Origin of the sequence: Achromobacter deleyi (assembly GCF_013116765.2) — a bacterium.
GTDB classification, from domain to species: Bacteria; Pseudomonadota; Gammaproteobacteria; order Burkholderiales; family Burkholderiaceae_B; genus Achromobacter; species Achromobacter deleyi_A.
This window is the reverse complement of the sequence record NZ_CP074375.1, coordinates 2,078,354-2,096,527: the sequence shown is the minus strand read 5'-3', so window position 1 is coordinate 2,096,527 and position 18,174 is coordinate 2,078,354. Positions and strand designations below refer to the sequence as shown.

The 18,174-nt window shown below is 69.1% G+C and carries 6 protein-coding genes and 1 pseudogene; 5 read left to right on the top strand and 2 right to left on the bottom strand.

What is annotated here, in order from left to right:
* Positions 1-8: 8 nt before the first annotated feature.
* On the bottom strand, positions 9-1,091 hold the full coding sequence (locus HLG70_RS09335) for an RNA methyltransferase (protein WP_171662049.1): 1,083 nt from the start codon (positions 1,089-1,091) through the stop codon (positions 9-11).
* Positions 1,092-1,315: 224 nt separating this feature from the next.
* Between HLG70_RS09335 and HLG70_RS09330 the strand changes: the two genes are divergently transcribed.
* The 4 genes from HLG70_RS09330 to HLG70_RS09315 all read left to right on the top strand — a co-directional run bounded on the left by HLG70_RS09330 (position 1,316) and on the right by HLG70_RS09315 (position 16,348).
* Entirely contained in the window at positions 1,316-1,978 is a 663-nt protein-coding gene (locus HLG70_RS09330; protein ID WP_171662050.1) for an STN domain-containing protein, read from the top strand.
* Positions 1,975-2,493, top strand: coding sequence for an RNA polymerase sigma factor (locus HLG70_RS09325; RefSeq protein ID WP_171662051.1), 519 nt, complete (start codon positions 1,975-1,977; stop codon positions 2,491-2,493). Before HLG70_RS09330 ends, HLG70_RS09325 begins: the two co-directional genes overlap by 4 nt.
* A 99-nt stretch (positions 2,494-2,592) precedes the next feature.
* Positions 2,593-3,552 carry a FecR family protein gene (locus HLG70_RS09320; protein ID WP_171662052.1) on the top strand — a complete coding sequence of 320 codons (960 nt, stop codon included), beginning with the start codon at positions 2,593-2,595 and terminating at the stop codon, positions 3,550-3,552.
* A gap of 190 nt (positions 3,553-3,742) precedes the next feature.
* Positions 3,743-16,348, top strand: coding sequence for a filamentous haemagglutinin family protein (locus HLG70_RS09315; protein ID WP_171662053.1), 12,606 nt, complete (start codon positions 3,743-3,745; stop codon positions 16,346-16,348).
* Between the two features lie 166 nt (positions 16,349-16,514).
* On the opposite strand, the gene HLG70_RS09310 is transcribed toward HLG70_RS09315, so the two are convergent.
* The gene (locus HLG70_RS09310) at positions 16,515-17,537 is read right to left on the bottom strand and encodes a MerR family transcriptional regulator (protein ID WP_171662054.1); all 1,023 of its coding nucleotides are present in this window, start codon (positions 17,535-17,537) and stop codon (positions 16,515-16,517) included.
* A 369-nt stretch (positions 17,538-17,906) separates the two neighbouring features.
* On the opposite strand from HLG70_RS09310, the pseudogene HLG70_RS29520 reads away from it, so the two are divergent.
* A pseudogene (locus HLG70_RS29520) lies at positions 17,907-18,125 on the top strand (hypothetical protein); the annotation flags it as partial.
* Positions 18,126-18,174: the final 49 nt, after the last annotated feature.

Below are 18,174 nucleotides of genomic sequence, written 5' to 3'. Positions count from 1 at the left end.
AAGCTTGCTCAAGACCAGGAGCGGATAGTCCTGGCCTGGGCGGCTTCCGGCCTTGCCGTGCGCGTGCGGCGCAGTTCGACCACCTGCGCTGCGCCAACGGCGCGTGCGCGCAACTGGCCACAGCCGCCGTCCACATCCTGGCCTGCGCTATTTCTCACCTTGGCCAGCACACCACGGCTGTGCAGATAGCGGACGATCTCGCGGATGCGCTCGGAATCGGGGCGCTGGTAGTCATCCCCTTCGAGACTATTGAAGGGAATGACGTTGAGCACGCCGTACTTGCCCTTGAGCAGACGCACGACTGCATCGAGTTCGTCGTCGCCGTCGTTGATGCCCTTGAGCAGCGTCCATTGATACTGGATCGGATAGTCGGTGTCGCGAGCGTATCTCTCGCCCAGTTCGATCAGTGCTTCCGGCGAAATTTTCGGCGCGCGCGGCAGCAGGTGTTCGCGCAGTTCGGCTTTGGTCGTGTGCAGCGATAGCGCCAGTGCGGGCTTGACGCGTTGTTGCGGCAGGGCTTCGAACACGCGCAGATCGCCCACGGTGGAGAACACGAGATTCTTATGGCCGATATTGCCTTCGGTGCCGAGCAGGTCGATGGCTTCGAGCACGTTGTCGAGGTTGTGCGCCGGTTCACCCATGCCCATGAAGACAACCTTCTTCACCGCGCGCAGACGCCGCGCCAGCACGACCTGGGCGAGGATTTCCATGCTCGTGACCTGGCGGATCAGGCCGCTCTTGCCGGTCATACAGAAGCGGCAGCCGACCGCGCAGCCGACCTGGGTGGAAACGCAGAGCCCGTCGCGCGGCAACAGCACGCTTTCCACCATCTGCCCGTCGGCGAGTTCGACGAGCAAGCGCGAGCCGTCGTTGCCGGCGTGTTCGGAGCGGACGCGGGCGAGGCCGTCCAGTTCCGCCGTCAAGGCGGGCACGGCGTCGCGCAGCGTCAGAGGCAGAAAGTTCTCGGCGCTCCGCCGTCGCGTGCCCATGTCCAGCGCTTGCCCTTTCAGCCAGACGCGCGCGACCCGGCCACGATGGACGGGCAGGGCGCCGAGAGCGGCGAGGCGTTGGTCGAAGTCGGAGTAGCGCATGGGGGGCGGATTTTACTATGGCGCCTGGAACGGGCCGTGGAAGAGCAGATGGTCTCGTTGGCGACCGCTGCCGAGATGTCGAAGGTCGATGACTGCCGCATGGTCTCTTACATACCTGTCATGGGATTGTTGCATTCGCTATCTAGGATGTCAGCCGGTCGCGGTCATTACCGTCTTCGTCCTGGTTTCATGTGCATGGCTCTCGCCTGGATTTCCGTACCGTCATGTCCGTTGTCCGTTGCGCGCGCCGGGCCGCGGGGCTCGTCGCCATGCTTGGCTGGTGCGGCGCTGTCGCGGCGATGCAGCCGCCGGCGCTCTTCAACTTCGATCTGGACCGCATGCCCTTGCATGACGCGCTTCAGCAGTACAGCAGCGTGACCGGGCGATCCGTCATCTACGACTCCAGTGGGATCTCCGGGCTGTATTCGCCGGCGCTGCGCGGCGCCTATACGGCCGACGACGGGCTGCGGTGGATGATCGCGGGTTCGGGGATGGAAATCCGCCACGCGACGCCCAAGGCCGTCTCCCTGGTGTTTGCGCCGCCCGAGCAAACGGGCCGCTACGCGATCGTGCCCTCGTCGGCAGCCCGGAGTCCGCGCGCGCGCTACTACGGCAGCCTGCAAGCGCAATTGCGGCGCCTGCTGTGCGCCGATCCGGCCATCGAGGCCGGCAGCTACCGCATGGTGCTGCGCTTTCGCATCGCGCCGAAGCCGCCTTCGGTCGACGTGCTGCACGTAGTGGCGACGGGCCGGCCCGAACTCGAATCCCGAATCCGGAGCGTCCTGCAGGGGCAGCCGCTGGGCGAACCGCCGCCCGGATTCGGCCAGCCCGTCACCCTGCTCCTGACGCCCGAGGGCATGCGCCGCGACGGCGGGTGCGCGTCATGAGCGGCAAGGGCCTGCCCGAGCTGCGGCAGCTGTTTGTCGAAAGCTATGACGCGCTGCGCAACCGGGTGGCGCGCCGGCTGGGAGGGTCCAGCGAACTGGCGGGCGACGCCTTGCACGATGCCTACCTGCGCCTGTACGACAAGGGCGGGCTGGACGACGTCCAGCATCCCCAAAGCTATTTGGTGAACACTGCGATGCATGCGGCCATCGATGGCATGCGGCGCGATGCGCGGCTGCTGAGCACGTCGGAGATCGAGGATTTTCTTGAGGTGGAGGATCCGGCGCCCGGGCCGGCGCAAAGCGCCGAGCAGCGCCAGGAAATGGATGGCGTGCTGGCGCTGCTGGAGTCCATGGCCCCGCGCCAGCGCGACATCCTGATCGCCATACGCGTCCATGGCCTGTCGCGCAGCGACATGGCCAAGCGATGGGGCATATCGGAACGCCAGGTGGGCAGGGACCTGCAGGCGGCCCACGACTTCTGCGCCGCCGCGCTGCAACGCCGGGAGGCCAAATAGCATGCGGGCCGAGAAATTCATGATTCGTTTGCATGTCCGTTTTGATGGCCGCCAAACGTCCTTAGGAAAGAGGGGCTTTCATGAGCAGGGCCTTGACGAATGATGACGATCAACGACGCTGACTCTCTTAAACGCGAGGCGCTGGGCCTGGTGCGCGACTTCGCGACCGGGCGGCCCACCACGGCCGACGCCGAGCTGATCCGGCGCTGGCGCGCCCAAAGCGCCGCGCACCAGCACGCCTGGACGGCGGCATGCACGGAATGGCGCCAGGTGGGCGCGATTGCGCGCGCGCTGGACGCGCGCCACGCCTCGCCGGCGTATCCGCAAGAACGGCGCCTTGGGCGGCGGGCCTTTTTCGGGGCGGTGGCTTCCGCTGCCGGGGCGCTTGGCGTCGCGGCGATTGTGCGTCCGCCAATGGGGATGTGGCCATCGTGGTCGGAGCTGGGGGCGGATTATCGCACCGGCGTCGGCGAGCAGCGCGACGTCGAACTGGACGCCAACACCCGCCTGTCGCTCAACACGCGAACCAGTGTGGCGCTCCGGATGGAGGGCGAGCGGCGCGCCATTGAACTGATCTCGGGGGAAGCCGCGCTGACGGTGCGCCCCGGGCGGGCGCCGTGCGAGATCGTGGCCGGCAATGGCCGCATCGACGTGGCCGACGGCGAGGTCGAGGTCCGGCGCCTGGATGGAGCCCGCACGAGCGTGAGCTGCACCGCCGGAGTGGCGCGGCTGCTGCATCCGGCGGGCAGCGTGGACCTGCGCGCGGACCAGCAGGTGTCCTACGACGGCGTGTCGGTGCAGCCTGCCGTCCACCCGGGCGCGGCCGCGTCAGCCTGGCGCCGTGGCGTCGTCGTGTTCCAGGACCTGTCGCTGGCCGACGTCGTGGATGAAATCAACCGGTACCGTCCCGGAAGGGTGGTGCTGATGAATTCCGAGCTGGCGCGCCATCGCCTGAGCGCGCGCTTTTCCATTGCCGCGCTGGACGAGGCCATCACGCATATCGAGCAGATGTACCAGGCCACGGTGCGGCGGGTGGGCAACGTGGTCGTCATTACCTGACGCGGGACAGCTCGTGGCGTACGGACGCCGGCGTGCGAGCCGCGCCCGCTTGCTGCGCTGTCATAAAAATTTCATGGCCGCGGGTGTCCCTTTCGCTGCCGGGCAATCGACTAGGACTACAAGAGGCGCGTTTCGTACCGGCCACGGTACGAAGCGCGTCGTAATCGCCTAGACCAGGATTCGATCGACAATGCCCACGCCCACCTCCGTTCACTCGCACCGTACGCCGTTGTTTCGCCGCGCATCCAGGCCAAGCCAGCCTGCCGCGAGGCTGCCGCGTGTGAAGCCCCTGGTCGCGGCCATTGCCGTGATCGCGATTGCCGGCGGCCTGGCCGCGCCTGACGCGCAGGCGCAGGCGCGGCCCTTCAGCAGCGGCTGGATGGCGGCCAAGGGGGCCGCGCGAGCGAATGCCGCCGCGACCGGCAGATTGCCCGGCGGGACGCTGTCCGACGCCAGCTCCGCCGGTCGCCAACAACAGCAGGCCCGACAGCAACTGAACCGGTCGCTTGCGAATGTGGGCACCGCGGCCGCCGCCATCGCCGCGCAGCAGGCCGCCCAGGCGGCGGCGCGCGCCGTCGGGCGCGGCGATGCGCCCGTCCCCGAAGGCTATGCGCCGGGTGGCCTGTGGGACAAGGACGCGGCGGGAAATCCGCTGGCCTGGCGCGGCGCGGAACGGCCCGTCGCCGTGGCGGACGCCAATGGCGAACGCCGCGTTTCGGTGAAGCAGACGGACAGCAAGGCGGTCTTGAACTGGGATACGTTCAACGTCGGCCGGAACACGCGGCTGGAGTTCCAGCAGGGGCCGAACGACGCCGTGCTGAACCGCGTGGTCGGGGCCGATGCCCGCCCCAGCCAGATCCAGGGAGCGATCCGGGCGGACGGCACCGTGATGGTCGTCAACCAGAACGGCGTGGTGTTCAGTGGATCGAGCCAGGTGAACGTGCGCAATCTGGTGGCGGCGGCGGCCCGGATCAGCGACGCCCAATTCCAGGAAGGCCTATACGGCGCCAACAGCGCGCCGACCTTCTCCGAGGCGATCGGCCAGGTGCGCGTGGAGCAGGGCGCGCGGATCTCGACGCATGAGCCCGCTTCCAGCACCTCGGGCGGCGGCTACGTGCTGCTGGCGGGCAAGCAGGTCGAGAACGCGGGCGCCCTGCACACGCCGCGCGGACAGAGCCTGCTGGCCGCGGGCGACAGCTTCATCATCAAGAAGGGGCAGGGAACCGAGGGCAATCCGCAATCGACCACGCGCGGCAACGAGGTGACCGCCGCGGGGGAGGGCCTGGCGCGCAACACCGGGTTGATCCAGTCGCCGCAGGGGGACATCACCCTGACGGCCAGCGCGGTCGAGCAGGCGGGCGTGCTGGCGTCGACCACGTCGGTCAACCATCGGGGGACGATCCACCTGAACGCGTCGGGCGACAAGGGCAGCGTCAGGCTTGCCCAAAACGCGGTCTCCGCCATCCTGGTCGACGCGAGCGCCGACGTCGCGCTGGATACCCAGCGCGCGGGCCTCCTGAAGCCGACGGTCGATACCGGCGAAGCCGCCATCGTCCCCGCCGACGATTTCCGCCGCGACCTGTCCCTGGTGCGCATCGTCAGCGGCGGCACGGCCGATTTCGAGAAGGGATCCCTGACGCTGGCCACGGGCGGGCAGGTTGTCGTAGACGCGGGCAAGCGCACGCTGGTGCGCGAGGGCGCCATCATCGATGTGGCGGGCGCCGTCGGCGTCGCCGTGGCCATGGAGTCCAACAGCGTCAAGATCAACATACAGGGCAATGAACAGCGCGACGCGCCGGTCAACCGCGAGAGCGGCAAACTGAACAGCTCCGATGTCTGGGTGGACGTGCGGGACCTGGTGCTGGCGCCGGCAGGCACGAACGGCTATGCATCGGATCGCTGGTACACGGCCGGCGGGCTGCTGGAGGTGGGCGGCTATCTGGGCACGCAGGGCCGCAGCGCGGGCCAGTGGCTGGCGCAGGGGGGCACGGTGCGCTTCACCGGCGCCGAGCTGGTGACGCAGGCCGGCTCCCAGGTCAACCTGTCGGGCGGCACGCTCGACGTGCAGGACGGCTACCTGCAACAGAGCTGGCTGCGCGGCGCGGACGGACGGCTTTACGAGGTGTCGAACGCGCCCGGCGATCTGCCGTACACCGGGCTGTATCGGGGCTATGAGGCGACCAGCAAACGCTGGGGGCACACGCGGCGCTTCTACAACCCGCTGATCGCCCCTACCCGGAGATGGGAACCGGGCTACACGGTGGGGCGGGATGCAGGCCTGCTTGTGGTGGGCTCATCCAGCGCTGTGCTCGAAGGCGAGATCGTCAGCGATGTCTACCAGGGACCGCGCCAGTCGCGGGCGGCGCAGGCCGGCGTCGACGGGTTCAGCCAGTCGCAGCGCTCGGTGGCGCGAGGCGGGCAACTTGTCGTGGGCGCGTACACGCCTTACTACGTACGTGGCGACGCAAGGCTCACCCACGCGTTGGGCATGGCGCAGGACCCGATCCGCGAGGTGGTGATCGGCAATGGCGCCGAGCGCATCGCGGCAGGCCTGGATCTCCAGGAAGCCTTGCCGGAAGACCGTCGCGGCAGGCTGCTGCTGGACAGCGGACAGCTTGCGCGCAGCGGATTGAGCGCGGTGCGCATCGCCGCGCCCGATATCGTCGTGGACGCGGCGCTGCAGGTGGCAAGCGGCGGCGAGATCGTGCTGGCGGGGCCTCGCGTGGATGTGCGCGCCGACCTGGTCGCCAGGAGCGGCGTCATACGCCTGGGCAATGTCCTGACCCAGGTCAGCGTCAACGGGCGGGTGGAGGACGTGGTCTTCGAACCCGACGCGGACACGGCCGCCTGGACCCGCGTGGCCGATGGCGTGGCGCTGGACGCCAGCGGCGTGCGTGCGGACTGGCGCGAAAGCGCGTGGCCGGCCCAGGCTTTGCCTTACGTGGATGGCGGCCTGGTTTCGGTGCGCGCCAGCGGCGACGTGACGCTTGGCGCGGGCAGCCTGGTGGATGTCACGGGCGGCGCGCACTGGACGATGAACAATGGCGTCCAGGGCGGCCGCGGCGGGGATGCGACGCTGGCCGCCAATGCGGGGTTTGGCGACGGCACGGGAACGTTGCGCACGGCCGGCGCCATACGCGGCCATGGCGTCCGGGGCGGAGGCGAACTGCGGATCGAGTCCGGCCGCGTTGTGATCGGCGATGCGCTGCCGGTGGACGGGGCGGACGGTGCGCTGGTGGATGCGCTCTTGTGGCGCACGGGTGACTTCGATCTGGGCTTTGCCCAATACACGCTGGCGGGCCGCCATGGACTCGATGTCCAGCGGGGCGCGCAAATCGACGTGACGATGCCGGTGCTGCGCGATGCGCAAGGTTCCCTGCCCAGAACGCCCGGCGAGCTGGCTCCGTGGCTGCCGCCTGCGTACTCCGAAGACATCGGCAAGGCGGTCCTGACGCTGCGTGAGGGGGCCGGCTTGACGTTGCAGGCGGGCAGCACGCGCACGACCGATGCGCAGCGCGATGCGGTGGCCTTGTCCGTGGGAGAGGGCGCTCGCATTGGCGTCGATCCCGGCCGGGCGATCGACCTGGCCAGCGCCGGGAACCTGACGGTTCAGGGCGCGCTGCATGCGCCTGGCGGCAGGATTACGCTGACGCAGCTTCTGCCGGAGGACCAGGCGGAGCCGCTGTTCTCGGGGGTGGCCAACGACCGCGCCATCCGGATCGGGAGCGGCGCGGTGTTGGATGCCTCGGGCAAGGCCTGGTCGGCCGTGGACGCGCGCGGCCGGCGCTACGCCCGCGTGGACGCGGGCGGCAGCATCGTGATCGGCGCGGAACTGGACGACACGCGCCGGACGTCGGCGGCCCCCGACCTGTTCGTGGTGGTCGAGCAGGGCGCGCAGTTGCTGGCGAACGGGACAGCGGCGGTGGTGGATGCGGCAGGCCGGGGCGCAACGACGGTGGCCAGCAGCGGAGGCGTCATTGCTCTCGCCAGCAACAACGGCATGGTGCTGGAGGGCACGATGCGCGCGGCCTCGGGCGGGGCCGGCGCGGCGGGCGGCCATCTGAAGGTGGCGCTGGAGGCGCCGCGCTACGATCGCAACGAGGCCGACGACGTCTTGCGGGCGCCGCGTGAGCTGGTGCTGGCGCATGGCCCCGCGCAGGACGCCGACGCGCACGAGCTGCGCCGCAGCTACGCGCGGCTGGACGTGGACAGGATGGTCGAAGGCGGCTTTGACAACGCCAGCCTCCTGGCCGGAAGCTTCATTTCCTTCGACGGCGACGTGTCTCTGAAGCTGGGGCAGAGCCTGGCGCTCTATGCGGGCGCGCTGACGCTGGCCGAGACCTCGAAGTCCGACGCCAGGATCGCTTTGGGCGCCCCTTACGTGCGGCTGGCAGGCGCGGCCTATGCGCCGCAGGGCGAGTTCAATCTGCGCCCGACCTTGAATTCCACGAACTCGGCCATCGAGGGGACGGGCGGCAAGAGTGACGCGACGCTCAGCGTGCAGGCGGGTCTGCTGGACGTGCGCGACCGTCTGACCCTGGGCGCTTCCGGTCAGATCCAGCAGCAGGACTACACCACGCTGGCCATTTCGCGGCGGGGTTTCGACACCGCCACGTTGGCCAGCGACGGCGACATCCGTTTTGTGGCCAGTTCGCCGATCATTGCGGACAGCCTGGCGGGTTCGTCGTCGACCCGTCTCATCGGCGGCGGGGACCTGCGCCTGATGGCCGCGCAGATCTACCCCACGACGGGGGCCTATGCGCTGCTCAAGACCGCCGATAGCGCCACGCTGTCCCTGGGGCGCACTACGGGCGCGCTGCCCGCCACCCCCGATTCGGCGTTCGGCCGCCTCATCGTGGACGGCGGCGTCATCGAGCAGGGCGGCGTGCTGCGCGCGCCATTGGGCGTCCTGGAACTGGGCGCGGCGATCGGGGGCAGTGACATCCGTCTGCTGCCGGGCAGCGTGACCTCGGCCAGCGGCGCAGGCCTGCTCATGCCTTATGGCGGGACCACGGACGGCCTCTCGTACCGGTACGACGGCCAGGAAGCGACCTTGCTGGGCGCGGGCGGCACGACCTTCAACCAGGTGACGGCGGGCGTGGCCATCTATTCCAAGCGCCTGGCCGTCGATCAAGGCGCGCTGATCGATCTGTCGGGCGGCGGCGAACTCCTGGGCGCAGGCTTCGTCAGCGGGCGCGGCGGTTCCACCGATGTCCGCTACCACCCCTTGATGCGCCAGGGCGCCGATGGCCTGGTCCTGCCCAGCCTGGCGGATCATCCCGTCTACGCCATCGTTCCGGGCGTGCAGAAAGGCGTGGCGCCCGTCACGCCCGAGGCCGGCGCATCGGATGCCATGATCGGCCAGCAGATCACGCTGGCGCAGGGCGTGCCGGGCTTGCCCGCGGGCACCTACACGCTGCTGCCTTCGACCTACGCGTTGTTGCCCGGCGCGTTCCGTGTCGAGCTTTCCGGGACGTCCCGGCAGGCCGGCGGCTACGCGCCGCTGGCGATGCGCAATGGATCGTGGTCTGCTTCGGGCCAGCTGTCGGTGGCGGGCACCGGCATTGCCGAGGCGCTGTCGCGCCCGGTGCTGCTCACGCCCGCCGATACCGTGCGCAAGCTCTCGCAGTACAACGAGATGTCCTATGCCCAGTTCGTACAGGCGGATGCCGCGCTGAAGGGGGTTCCGCGAGCGATGATCGAAGCCGATGCGCGCGCGCTCATGCTCAAGCTGGCGGCCGGCGAGTCGCCCGAGGAAACCTTCAGTTTTGCAGGCGCGGCGGACTTCAGGCCCGCCAGGAACGGCCTGGGCGGCACGGTGGGGATCTTCTCGCAAAGCGACAGCGTGGAGATCGTCGCGGCGGGCCGTCAGCGCACGGCGGATTTCAACGGCACGTCGCTGCGCGACGCCGACCTGAACGCGCTGGGCGCTTCCCGCCTGTCCTTCGGCATCCTGCCCCAGGTGACCTACGGGCAGGGCGGCAACATGGTGTTCTTCAGCAGCAGCCAGTTGGCGAATGTGCATCTGCGCGAAGGCGCGACGCTGCGCGCGGGGGAAGTGCTGATGCTGAGCAGCAGGAAGGCGGGCGTCATCAGTATCGAAGCGGGCGCCGCCATCAACACCATCGGAGCTGGCCTGGCGCCTTTCGATTCGCGCGGCGGTTTCGTCTATGACCCGGGCGTCAATGGCATGCTGGCCGTCTCCAACGGATGGCTGGACGTGTTGCCGGCCGCGAGCGACGGCAGCAGCCATCCCGGCACGATCCTGATCGGAAATTGCACGGCCGCGCCCTGCGGCGCCGGGGCTGTGCTGTACTCCGAGGGCACGCTGACCGTTGCGACCGACAACACCTTCCAGCTGGGCGAAGGCACGCGCTTTGGCGCTCGCAAACTGGCGCTGGCCGTCGGCGCCATCAACGTGGGCAACACGCAGGCGCTGGAGGACGCAGCCGGACGCGGCGCGCTGCCCAGCGGCCTGACGCTGAATCAGCCGCTGCTGGAACGGCTGCTGGGCGGCGATACGTCCGCAGGCGTGCCGGCGCTGGAAGAGCTGTCGCTGACTGCGCGCGACGCCATCGGCTTCTATGGCGACGTGACCTTGAGCACACGGCGCGCCGGCGGCTCCTCGTCGATGGTCCGTCTGGCGCTGGGCGCCCCGGCGCTGTACGGCGCGGGGGCGGCGGGCGAACGCGCGCTGATACAGACCCGCGAACTGGTCTGGCTGGGCAATGCGCAGGCGCCCGTCGCGCCGGTCGCGGGCGGCGCGGGAACGGGCAACGGCGTGCTCGATATCGAAGTCGAACGCCTGGTGCTGGGCTACGGTCCCAACAGCCGGCCGGACAACCTTGCCGCGTCGGACCGCCTGGCGCTGGGGTTTTCGGCGGTGAACATCCGCGCCGATCAAGAGGTCACGGCCAATGGCAAGGGCACGCTGTCGGTGTATCAGCGCCGCGCGGGCTACGTCGAAGGCAAGGGGGCCACCTACGAAGGCGGCCGCCTGACGATCACCACACCGGTGTGGACCGGCGAGGCCGGCTCCGAGAGCGTCGTGCGCACGGGCGAACTGATCTATTCCGGCCTGCCGGGCGCCGCGGTTCCCGCCGACAGCGACCAGGCATTGGGCGCGCACCTGACGCTGGACGGCCAGCGGGTGCAGGTGAACGGGCTGGTGCGCCTGCCGAGCGGCAAGCTGGCGCTGCGCGCCGACGGCGACGTGTCGCTGGGGGCGGGGGCGCATCTTGACCTGGCGGGCCGCGTGCTGCAGTTGAACGATGTGACCCAGGCCACGGCAGGCGGCGATGTCATTCTGGAGAGCCGCCAGGGCAACATCGCGCAGCACGCCGACGCCGTCATCGACGTGAGCGCGCGGGGCAACAACGCGGGGTCGCTCAGCGCCGTCGCGCTTGCCGGCAACGCGGGCCGCATCGATCTGTCGGGGCGGATCCTTGGCGGGACCGAGGGCTATTACGACGCGGGCGGCACCTGGTTGCCGCATGCCTTCGGCCGCGTGGAAATCCGGGGCCAGGACCTGGGGGATTTCGCCGCGCTCAACGGCCGCCTGACGCGCGATCAGGTCTTTGGCGCGCGCAGCTTCCAGATCAAGCGCGGCGACCTTGCGATAGGCGACGAACTGCGTGCCAACCAGATCGACGTGTCGGTCGACGGCGGCAGCTTGACGGTCAATGGCCGCATCGATGCGGGCGGCGCGCGCGTGGGCAGCATCCGCCTGGCCGCCGGGCAAAACCTGACCATCAATGGAAGCGGGGTGCTCGACGCGCATGGCGCGACACTGCGGGTGGACAGCCACGGCGCCATCATCGACAGCCCCAACCGCGCCATCGTCGAACTGGCGGCTCGCGAGGGCACGCTGACGCTGGCAAGTGGCGCGCGCATCGACCTGCGCCATGGCGCCGATGCCGCAACGGGAAATGGACCGGGCCTGCATGATGGCCGAGCGCGCGGCACACTGACCCTGAACGCCCCTCGCGCGAACCAGGCCGATCCGACGTGGGGCGATATCGCGCTGGAAGCGCGCGGTGCGCTCGATATCCTGGGCGCGCGCGACATTGTTGTGCTGGGCACGCAGCGCTACGCCGATGCGCCGGTCGGCGCCGGGCTGAACGCCGCCGGCAACGCCTACCGCAGCATCGACCAGGCGTATCTGGATGCCAAGCACATCGACAGCACCGCATTCATCGGCAACGCGCTGGGCAATGCGGCGCTGATGCAGGGCAAGCTGGCGGGATTGAACAACGATCGATATCGCGATGCGTTCCACCTGCGTCCCGGCGTCGAGATCGTAAGCGCCGGCGACCTTGCCGTGGTGGGCGACGTGGACCTGTCGGGCCATCGCTACGCCAGCATCAACCCGCGAACGCTGAAGACCACGGTCTACGGCTCGGGCGAGTCCGGCAATCTGGTGCTGCGCGCCAGCGGCAACCTGGACGTGCTGGGCAGCGTGACCGACGGCTTTGCGCCGCCGGACTGGGCGACGGGCACGGTGCGCCGCGACGGCAAGGGCTGGATCCTGGCGCCGGGCGTGCAGCCCATCGGCAACGACATCGTGATTCCCCGCACGGGCGTCGTCCTGGCGGAAGGCACCGCGTACCCGTCGGGCCAGAAGCTGAACTTCGCGGTGCCGTACGCCCCGTTCACGCTGCCCGCCGGCGCCGAGATGCCGGCGCAGATGACGCTGGCGCAGGCCCTGACGGTGCCCGCGGGCACGCAACTCCATGCCGATATCCATGGCGCCGACGGCGCGCTGCTGTACGCGGCCGGCACGCGCCTGAACGACGCCGTCACCTTGCCCGTGAATGCGCGCCTGGGCGCTGGCTCGCGCCTGGCCGTGGCGGCGCCGGTGCAGGGCGGCATGTGGCCGGCGGGCGTGGCGGTGCCTGCCACGGGCCTGAAGCAGCGGGGCGCGCTGCCGCTGGCGGTGGGGGCCTACATCCCGTCCGGCGTGGACGTGAAGCTGCCCGAGGGCGCCGGCGTGGTGGACCTGCGTCCCGCCACCGGAGGGCCGGGCGGCGATCAGCAGGGCCGGAACTGGGCGCTGGGCACGCTGCTGCCGGAAGGTTCGCAGTCATGGTCGCTGCGCCTGGCCGCGGGTGCGGACCTGGGCGCGGCGGATACCCGTCTGACCCGTCCGGACGCCGCCGCCGCCGCGCTGCGCCTCGCGGATGCGCACTATACGGCGACCAGCAAGACGGAAGGCGGTGTCGTCAAGAACTCGTATGTATGGTCGGACACGGCTCCGCCCCGATACAAGCCGGGTGCGCCGGTGACCCCGAACCTCGTCTCGCTTTGCACCCGGACGCCGAGCTACTGCGTTCTCGTGTCGTCGGAGACGACGCCGATCGTGACAGTGGTCACCGGCACGACGCAGCAATTCAGCGTGCTGCGCACCGGCGCGGGCGATCTGGATCTGGTGTCCGGGGGCGACTTCCGGATGGATTCGCTGTACGGCGTATACACGGCGGGCGCGCAGTCGGCCTCGTTGGCGTCTGGCGGCACGGACCCCTATCAACAGCCGCGTGGCTCGCACAATGGCGGAAACAGTGTGTTGGGCGCGAGCGGATCGGCGTTCGAAGCACTGGCCCAGCCGATCGCCGACGGCGGCGCCTATGCGGCCTGGTATCCCGAGAACGGCGGGAATCTGCTGCTGTCGGCCCGGGGCGACCTGACGGGCAACCTGCTCTCGTCCAAGACCAACGAGTACAACTCCTCGCGCAAGCAGCGCTCGGCATCGATTGTTGGGAACTGGCTGTGGCGCCAGGGCACGGGTGCGCGCAGCGACGGCATGGCCGAGCTGCCCGCCGCGTGGTGGGTCAACTTCGGCGCCTACGCGCTGCCGCCGCGTTCCGACGCGGTGGAACCCTACCTGGTCGGCTTCACGGGCATCGGCACCCTGGGCGGCGGCAACGTCGACGTGCGCGCTGGCGGCGATGCGGGACTTGTGTACGGTTACGGCGAAACCAGCGGTTACGTGGAACGCAGCCAGGGGCTGCTGCTGGCAATCGGCAGCACTGGCCGCGTCGGGCCGGACGGTGCGCTGGTGCAAACGGGCGGCGGCGACCTGTCGCTGCGCGTTGCGGGCGCCGTCAATCCTTCCCCGGTGGCTAATGCCCGGGCCTCGCAGGAGGTCGACCTTTATGGCGCGCTGGTGAACCTGCGCGGCGAGCTGCGGGTTCAGGCGGGAGCCATCGGCGAAATCGGCCAGGTATTCGGCAGTTATGCTGCCATGCATAACGTCAGCGAATCCCGCGCGTACCAACCTTACGTCGCCACCACGGCGCTATCGCGAGGCGGCTTCACCGTGGTGCCCGGCGACTCGGCGGTCCGCATGGACACGCGCGGCGACCTGGTGCTGCAGGGGGTAGGGGATGCCGGCCGCATCCAGACGATGAACACGAGCCCATTCGCGGATGGGTCCGGCAACACGGTCGCAGGCGGCGGCTTCAGCAACTTCTCGCTCTGGACCCCGCACAGCGCGATGAATCTGATGAGCGCGGGCGGCAACCTGACGCCGATCGTCGCCGTGGACGCCACCACCACCCAGAACGCGCCCCTGGCGGGCGGGGTCTTCACGTATCCGTCGATCTTGCGCGCGCTGGCCCCGCGCGGCAGCCTGTACTACGGCAGCGCCGCCGGAGGCCGGAACAACGCGTCGGCCACAGCCAGCCTGGTGCTGGCGCCGTCGGCCTCCGGCATCCTGGATCTCGTCGCGGGAGATTCCATCTATGCCGCGGGTTACGTCGTCACGCGATCGGGCGCGAATCCCGATAGCGTGGCCACGCCGCTCAGGCCCGCCTTCGCGGGCTACGGCACGGGGCTGGGAGGCTCGCTCCTGGTCGGCAATCATGGCGAGGAAGTGACGCCTGGCGCGGGGCTGTTCGCGTTTGGCGCGGACCGCTACAGCGCGAGCTGGAGCGGCGCCAGCGAGCCCGCGCGCTTCTATGCGATGGACGGCGACATCATCGGCCTGCGCACGGGCGAGATCCTGACCTTTCCGGGCCAGACGCTGTATCAGGGCAGCGGTCCCGCGCGGGTCATTGCCGGGCGCGACATCGTCAACGCCGGCACGACCCTGGGCGGCGGCACCCCGGCGCCTGCCGTTCTGGCGGGAGCCGGGACGAGCGGCGTGTCCACCGGCAACCTGATCATTCACGCCAATGCCGACGACGTGTCACTCATCGAGGCCGGCCGGGACATCCGGTTGAGCAGTTTCCACGTGGCCGGTCCTGGCCATCTGAGCCTTGTCGCCGGCCGCAACCTGTACGCATCGGGGCCCGGCGTGGGCAATGCGTACCAGGAGGTCAACTACACCAGCCTGGGCGCCGCGGATGCCGCGGCGCCGCTGGCGCGCGGCGCTTCCATCAGCATCATGGCGGGTGCGGGGCCGACGGGGCCCGACTATGCGGCCCTGCTGGCCCGCTATCTCGACCCCGCCCACCGGCTGCCCGCCGGCGCGGCGCTGGCCGATATGCCCAATGGCGCGGTCCGGACGTACGAAGGGCGGCTGACCCTGGCGCAATGGCTGCGCGAGAAGCATGGCTACAGGGGCGGGGACGAGCAGGCCCAGGCCTTCCTGGAAGGCCTGCAGGCCAGCACCGACGCCGATCCGGCGCAGCCGCGGCGCATCCACGCCAAGGACTATGAGCAGGCCAGCCAGGTCTACCTCGTCAATTGGCTCGAGGCGCATCATGGCTACGCCGGGGGCGGGCAGGATGCGCTGGCCTACTTCCAGGCGCTGGCCCCGGAACAGCAGGCCATCTATGCGCGCCAGGTGTACTTCGCCGAGCTGCGGGAAGGCGGCCGCGAATACAACGATCCCGCCAGCCCGCGCCTGGGCAGCTACCTGCGCGGCCGCGAGGCTATCGCCACGCTGTTCCCGGCGGTAAGCCGCTCGGGCGCGCCCGCCGTGTACCAGGGCGGTGTCACGATGTATGGCGGCGCCGGCATCCACACGTATGCCGGTGGCGACATCCAGGTGCTTACGCCGGGCGGGCAGCAGATCTACGGCGTGGAGGGCAGCGCGCCGCCCGCGACGGCGGGCGTGCTGACCCAGGGCGAAGGCCATATCCAGCTTTACTCGCAGGGCAGCATCCTGCTGGGCCAGAGCCGGATCATGACCACGTTCGGCGGCAACATCCAGGCCTGGTCCGCGCAGGGCGACATCAACGCGGGCCGCGGCGCCAAGACGACGGTGCTGTACACGCCGCCTCGCCGGCTGTACGACGCGCTGGGCAACGTGTCGGTGTCGCCGCAGGCGCCCAGCATGGGGGCCGGCATCGCCACCGACAATCCCATCCCGGAAGTGCCGCCCGGCGACGTGGACCTGATCGCGCCGCTGGGGACGATCGACGCGGGAGAGGCGGGCATCCGGGTGTCGGGCAACCTGAACATCGCCGCCCTGCATGTGGCCAACGCGGCGAACGTCCAGGTGCAGGGGGAAGCCGCCGGCATTCCCGTGGTCGCCGCCGTCAATGCGGCCGCGCTGACGTCGGCCAGCGCCGCGGCGTCTTCGGCGGCGTCCACGGCGCAGGATGCGGTTGAGCGGTCGCGCAACGAGGCGCGGCAGAGCCAGCCGTCCATCTTCAGCGTGCAGATCCTGGGGTTCGGCAACGAAGGGGCGGGCGGCGTCGCGGGTTCGTCGCCGGCGGCGGCGGTTGGCGCCGGCGCACCGGAGGGGGGGTATCGGCCCGATGGCATGGTGCAGATCCTTGGCGACGGCAAGCTCACCGATGCGCAAGCCAGCCAACTGACCCCGGAGGAGCGCCGGCGCGTGGGACTGTAGAAGCCGCCGGCCGTCAGGCGCTTTCGCGCGTCACGATGCGAAAGCCGAGCTCGACACCCGCAAATGGTGCTGCTGCTTCAGGGCGCCAGCTACGCCAGCCAGATCAACGGGATCAAGGTGGCAGCGCGGCGCCCGCCGGGCTAGTGCCGGGACGGCAGGGGGCTGGCTACTTCGCCAGCGTCCCCATCGCCTGCCGCATGAATGCCAGCGTCGCGTCGTCCACCCATGTGCCGGCGGTCAATTCGGGCTCGGTCATCAGTGCCAGCCGGAACTTAGCGTGTGTGGCCGGGTTCTTGCCCGCATACGAACTGAACAGTTCCAGCCACTGCCGCGCCAGTGCCAGGCCGGTTTCCGAGTCGGGCGCCACGCTCGCATCAATGGCGTTCCGAACCTCTGCGATTAGCGGCGGCCATTCCGAGATCCGGTCGCCGTAATGCTCGCGCATGAACCTCGCTTCGTCCGGCGTCAGATATTTTTCGTAGATAAGCAGCTTGCTTTCCGAGAAGGCGCGCAGCACATAGTCGCGCATGGCTTTGGAAATGCCGACGTGCGTCTGCATGCCGGGCTCCTGCTCGTGCATGTGATTCAGCTTCACCAACAAGCGCGGATCGCCGTTGGTATCGCGCAGCAGCAGTTCCATCCAGCGCCGGGCAAGTTGGCGCGGCTTAGCGTCCTCGGGCGCCACGCCCTGCACCATCTGCTGCCCCACTTCGTGAACCAGCCCAAGCCAGTCGGGGTCGCTGTCGGACCCACGGGTGTACAGGGGCAAACGCGCCAGTTCTTCTGGCGAAAAATATTTATCGTACATAGTCATCATTTCCAGAGTTTTTAGCCAATCGGCCAGCTCAGGCTCCGTGCCGTCCGCCAGCTGCTCGTGCAGTTGCGCCAAGCGTTCGCGCAGGCGCGCGGCCTGCTGCATCTGGCGGTCCAGCATGGCAATCTGCCGGGCGATCACGTCCGCCAAGGGAGCACCGGGCTGGTCCAGGTAAGCGCCAATTTCCGCCAACGCCAATCCGAAACGACGCAATGCCTGGATCTGATGCAGACGGGCAATCTCGTCGCGGCCGTACAGGCGATAGCCGTTTTCGGCGCGCGCCGAAGGCGTCAACAAACCAATCGCGTGATAGTGGTGAAGCGTGCGCACGGTCAGCCCGCTACGCTTTGCCAGTTCTCCTACGGTCAGTCGCATGTTTCCTCCTTCGAATACGCAGGCCAAACTCTGGGCCATCACGTTACGTGAGGGTCAAGCAGTGCTGCAAGTCCTGTGGGCGGCGAGGGTTCAATGCGATGCCGGCGGCCGAAGCGGGCCGGAAGTGACACAGGTGGGCTGACCGCGCCACGCCGCCGGGCGATATCATGGCCGCCCGACGCATAGCGACACGAGGAGAGGCGATGGAAGATAAATCGTACCGAGCGCGCCTAGTCCCGGAACAGATGGTTCGGGGCATGGCGCAAAGCCGGCACTTCTGGATCGACCTATGTGGATTCGAGGTCGTGTACCAGCGCGAGGCAGAGGGTGTTGTGTTCCTGGATCGGGACGGCGCGCACTTCATGCTGGAAGAGAGCAGGAGTTACGGAATGGCAGAGCAACGGCAGCGAAGGAAGCTCTTTCTACTTTCTTGATCCGGAAGGACACAAGCTTGAGATTCACGTGGGCAGTTTGATCTCCCGCTTGAAGCAATGTCGCACACATCCTTATGCTGATATGTGGATATTTGACAGACCGCTTCGGGTCGGGAGCGGTCTGTCGTCAAAGACGGCTCTCGGCCAGGAATAGTCGTTGACTTGCATGAGATGAGTAACTGCTTAAGGCTGGCTGCAACCAC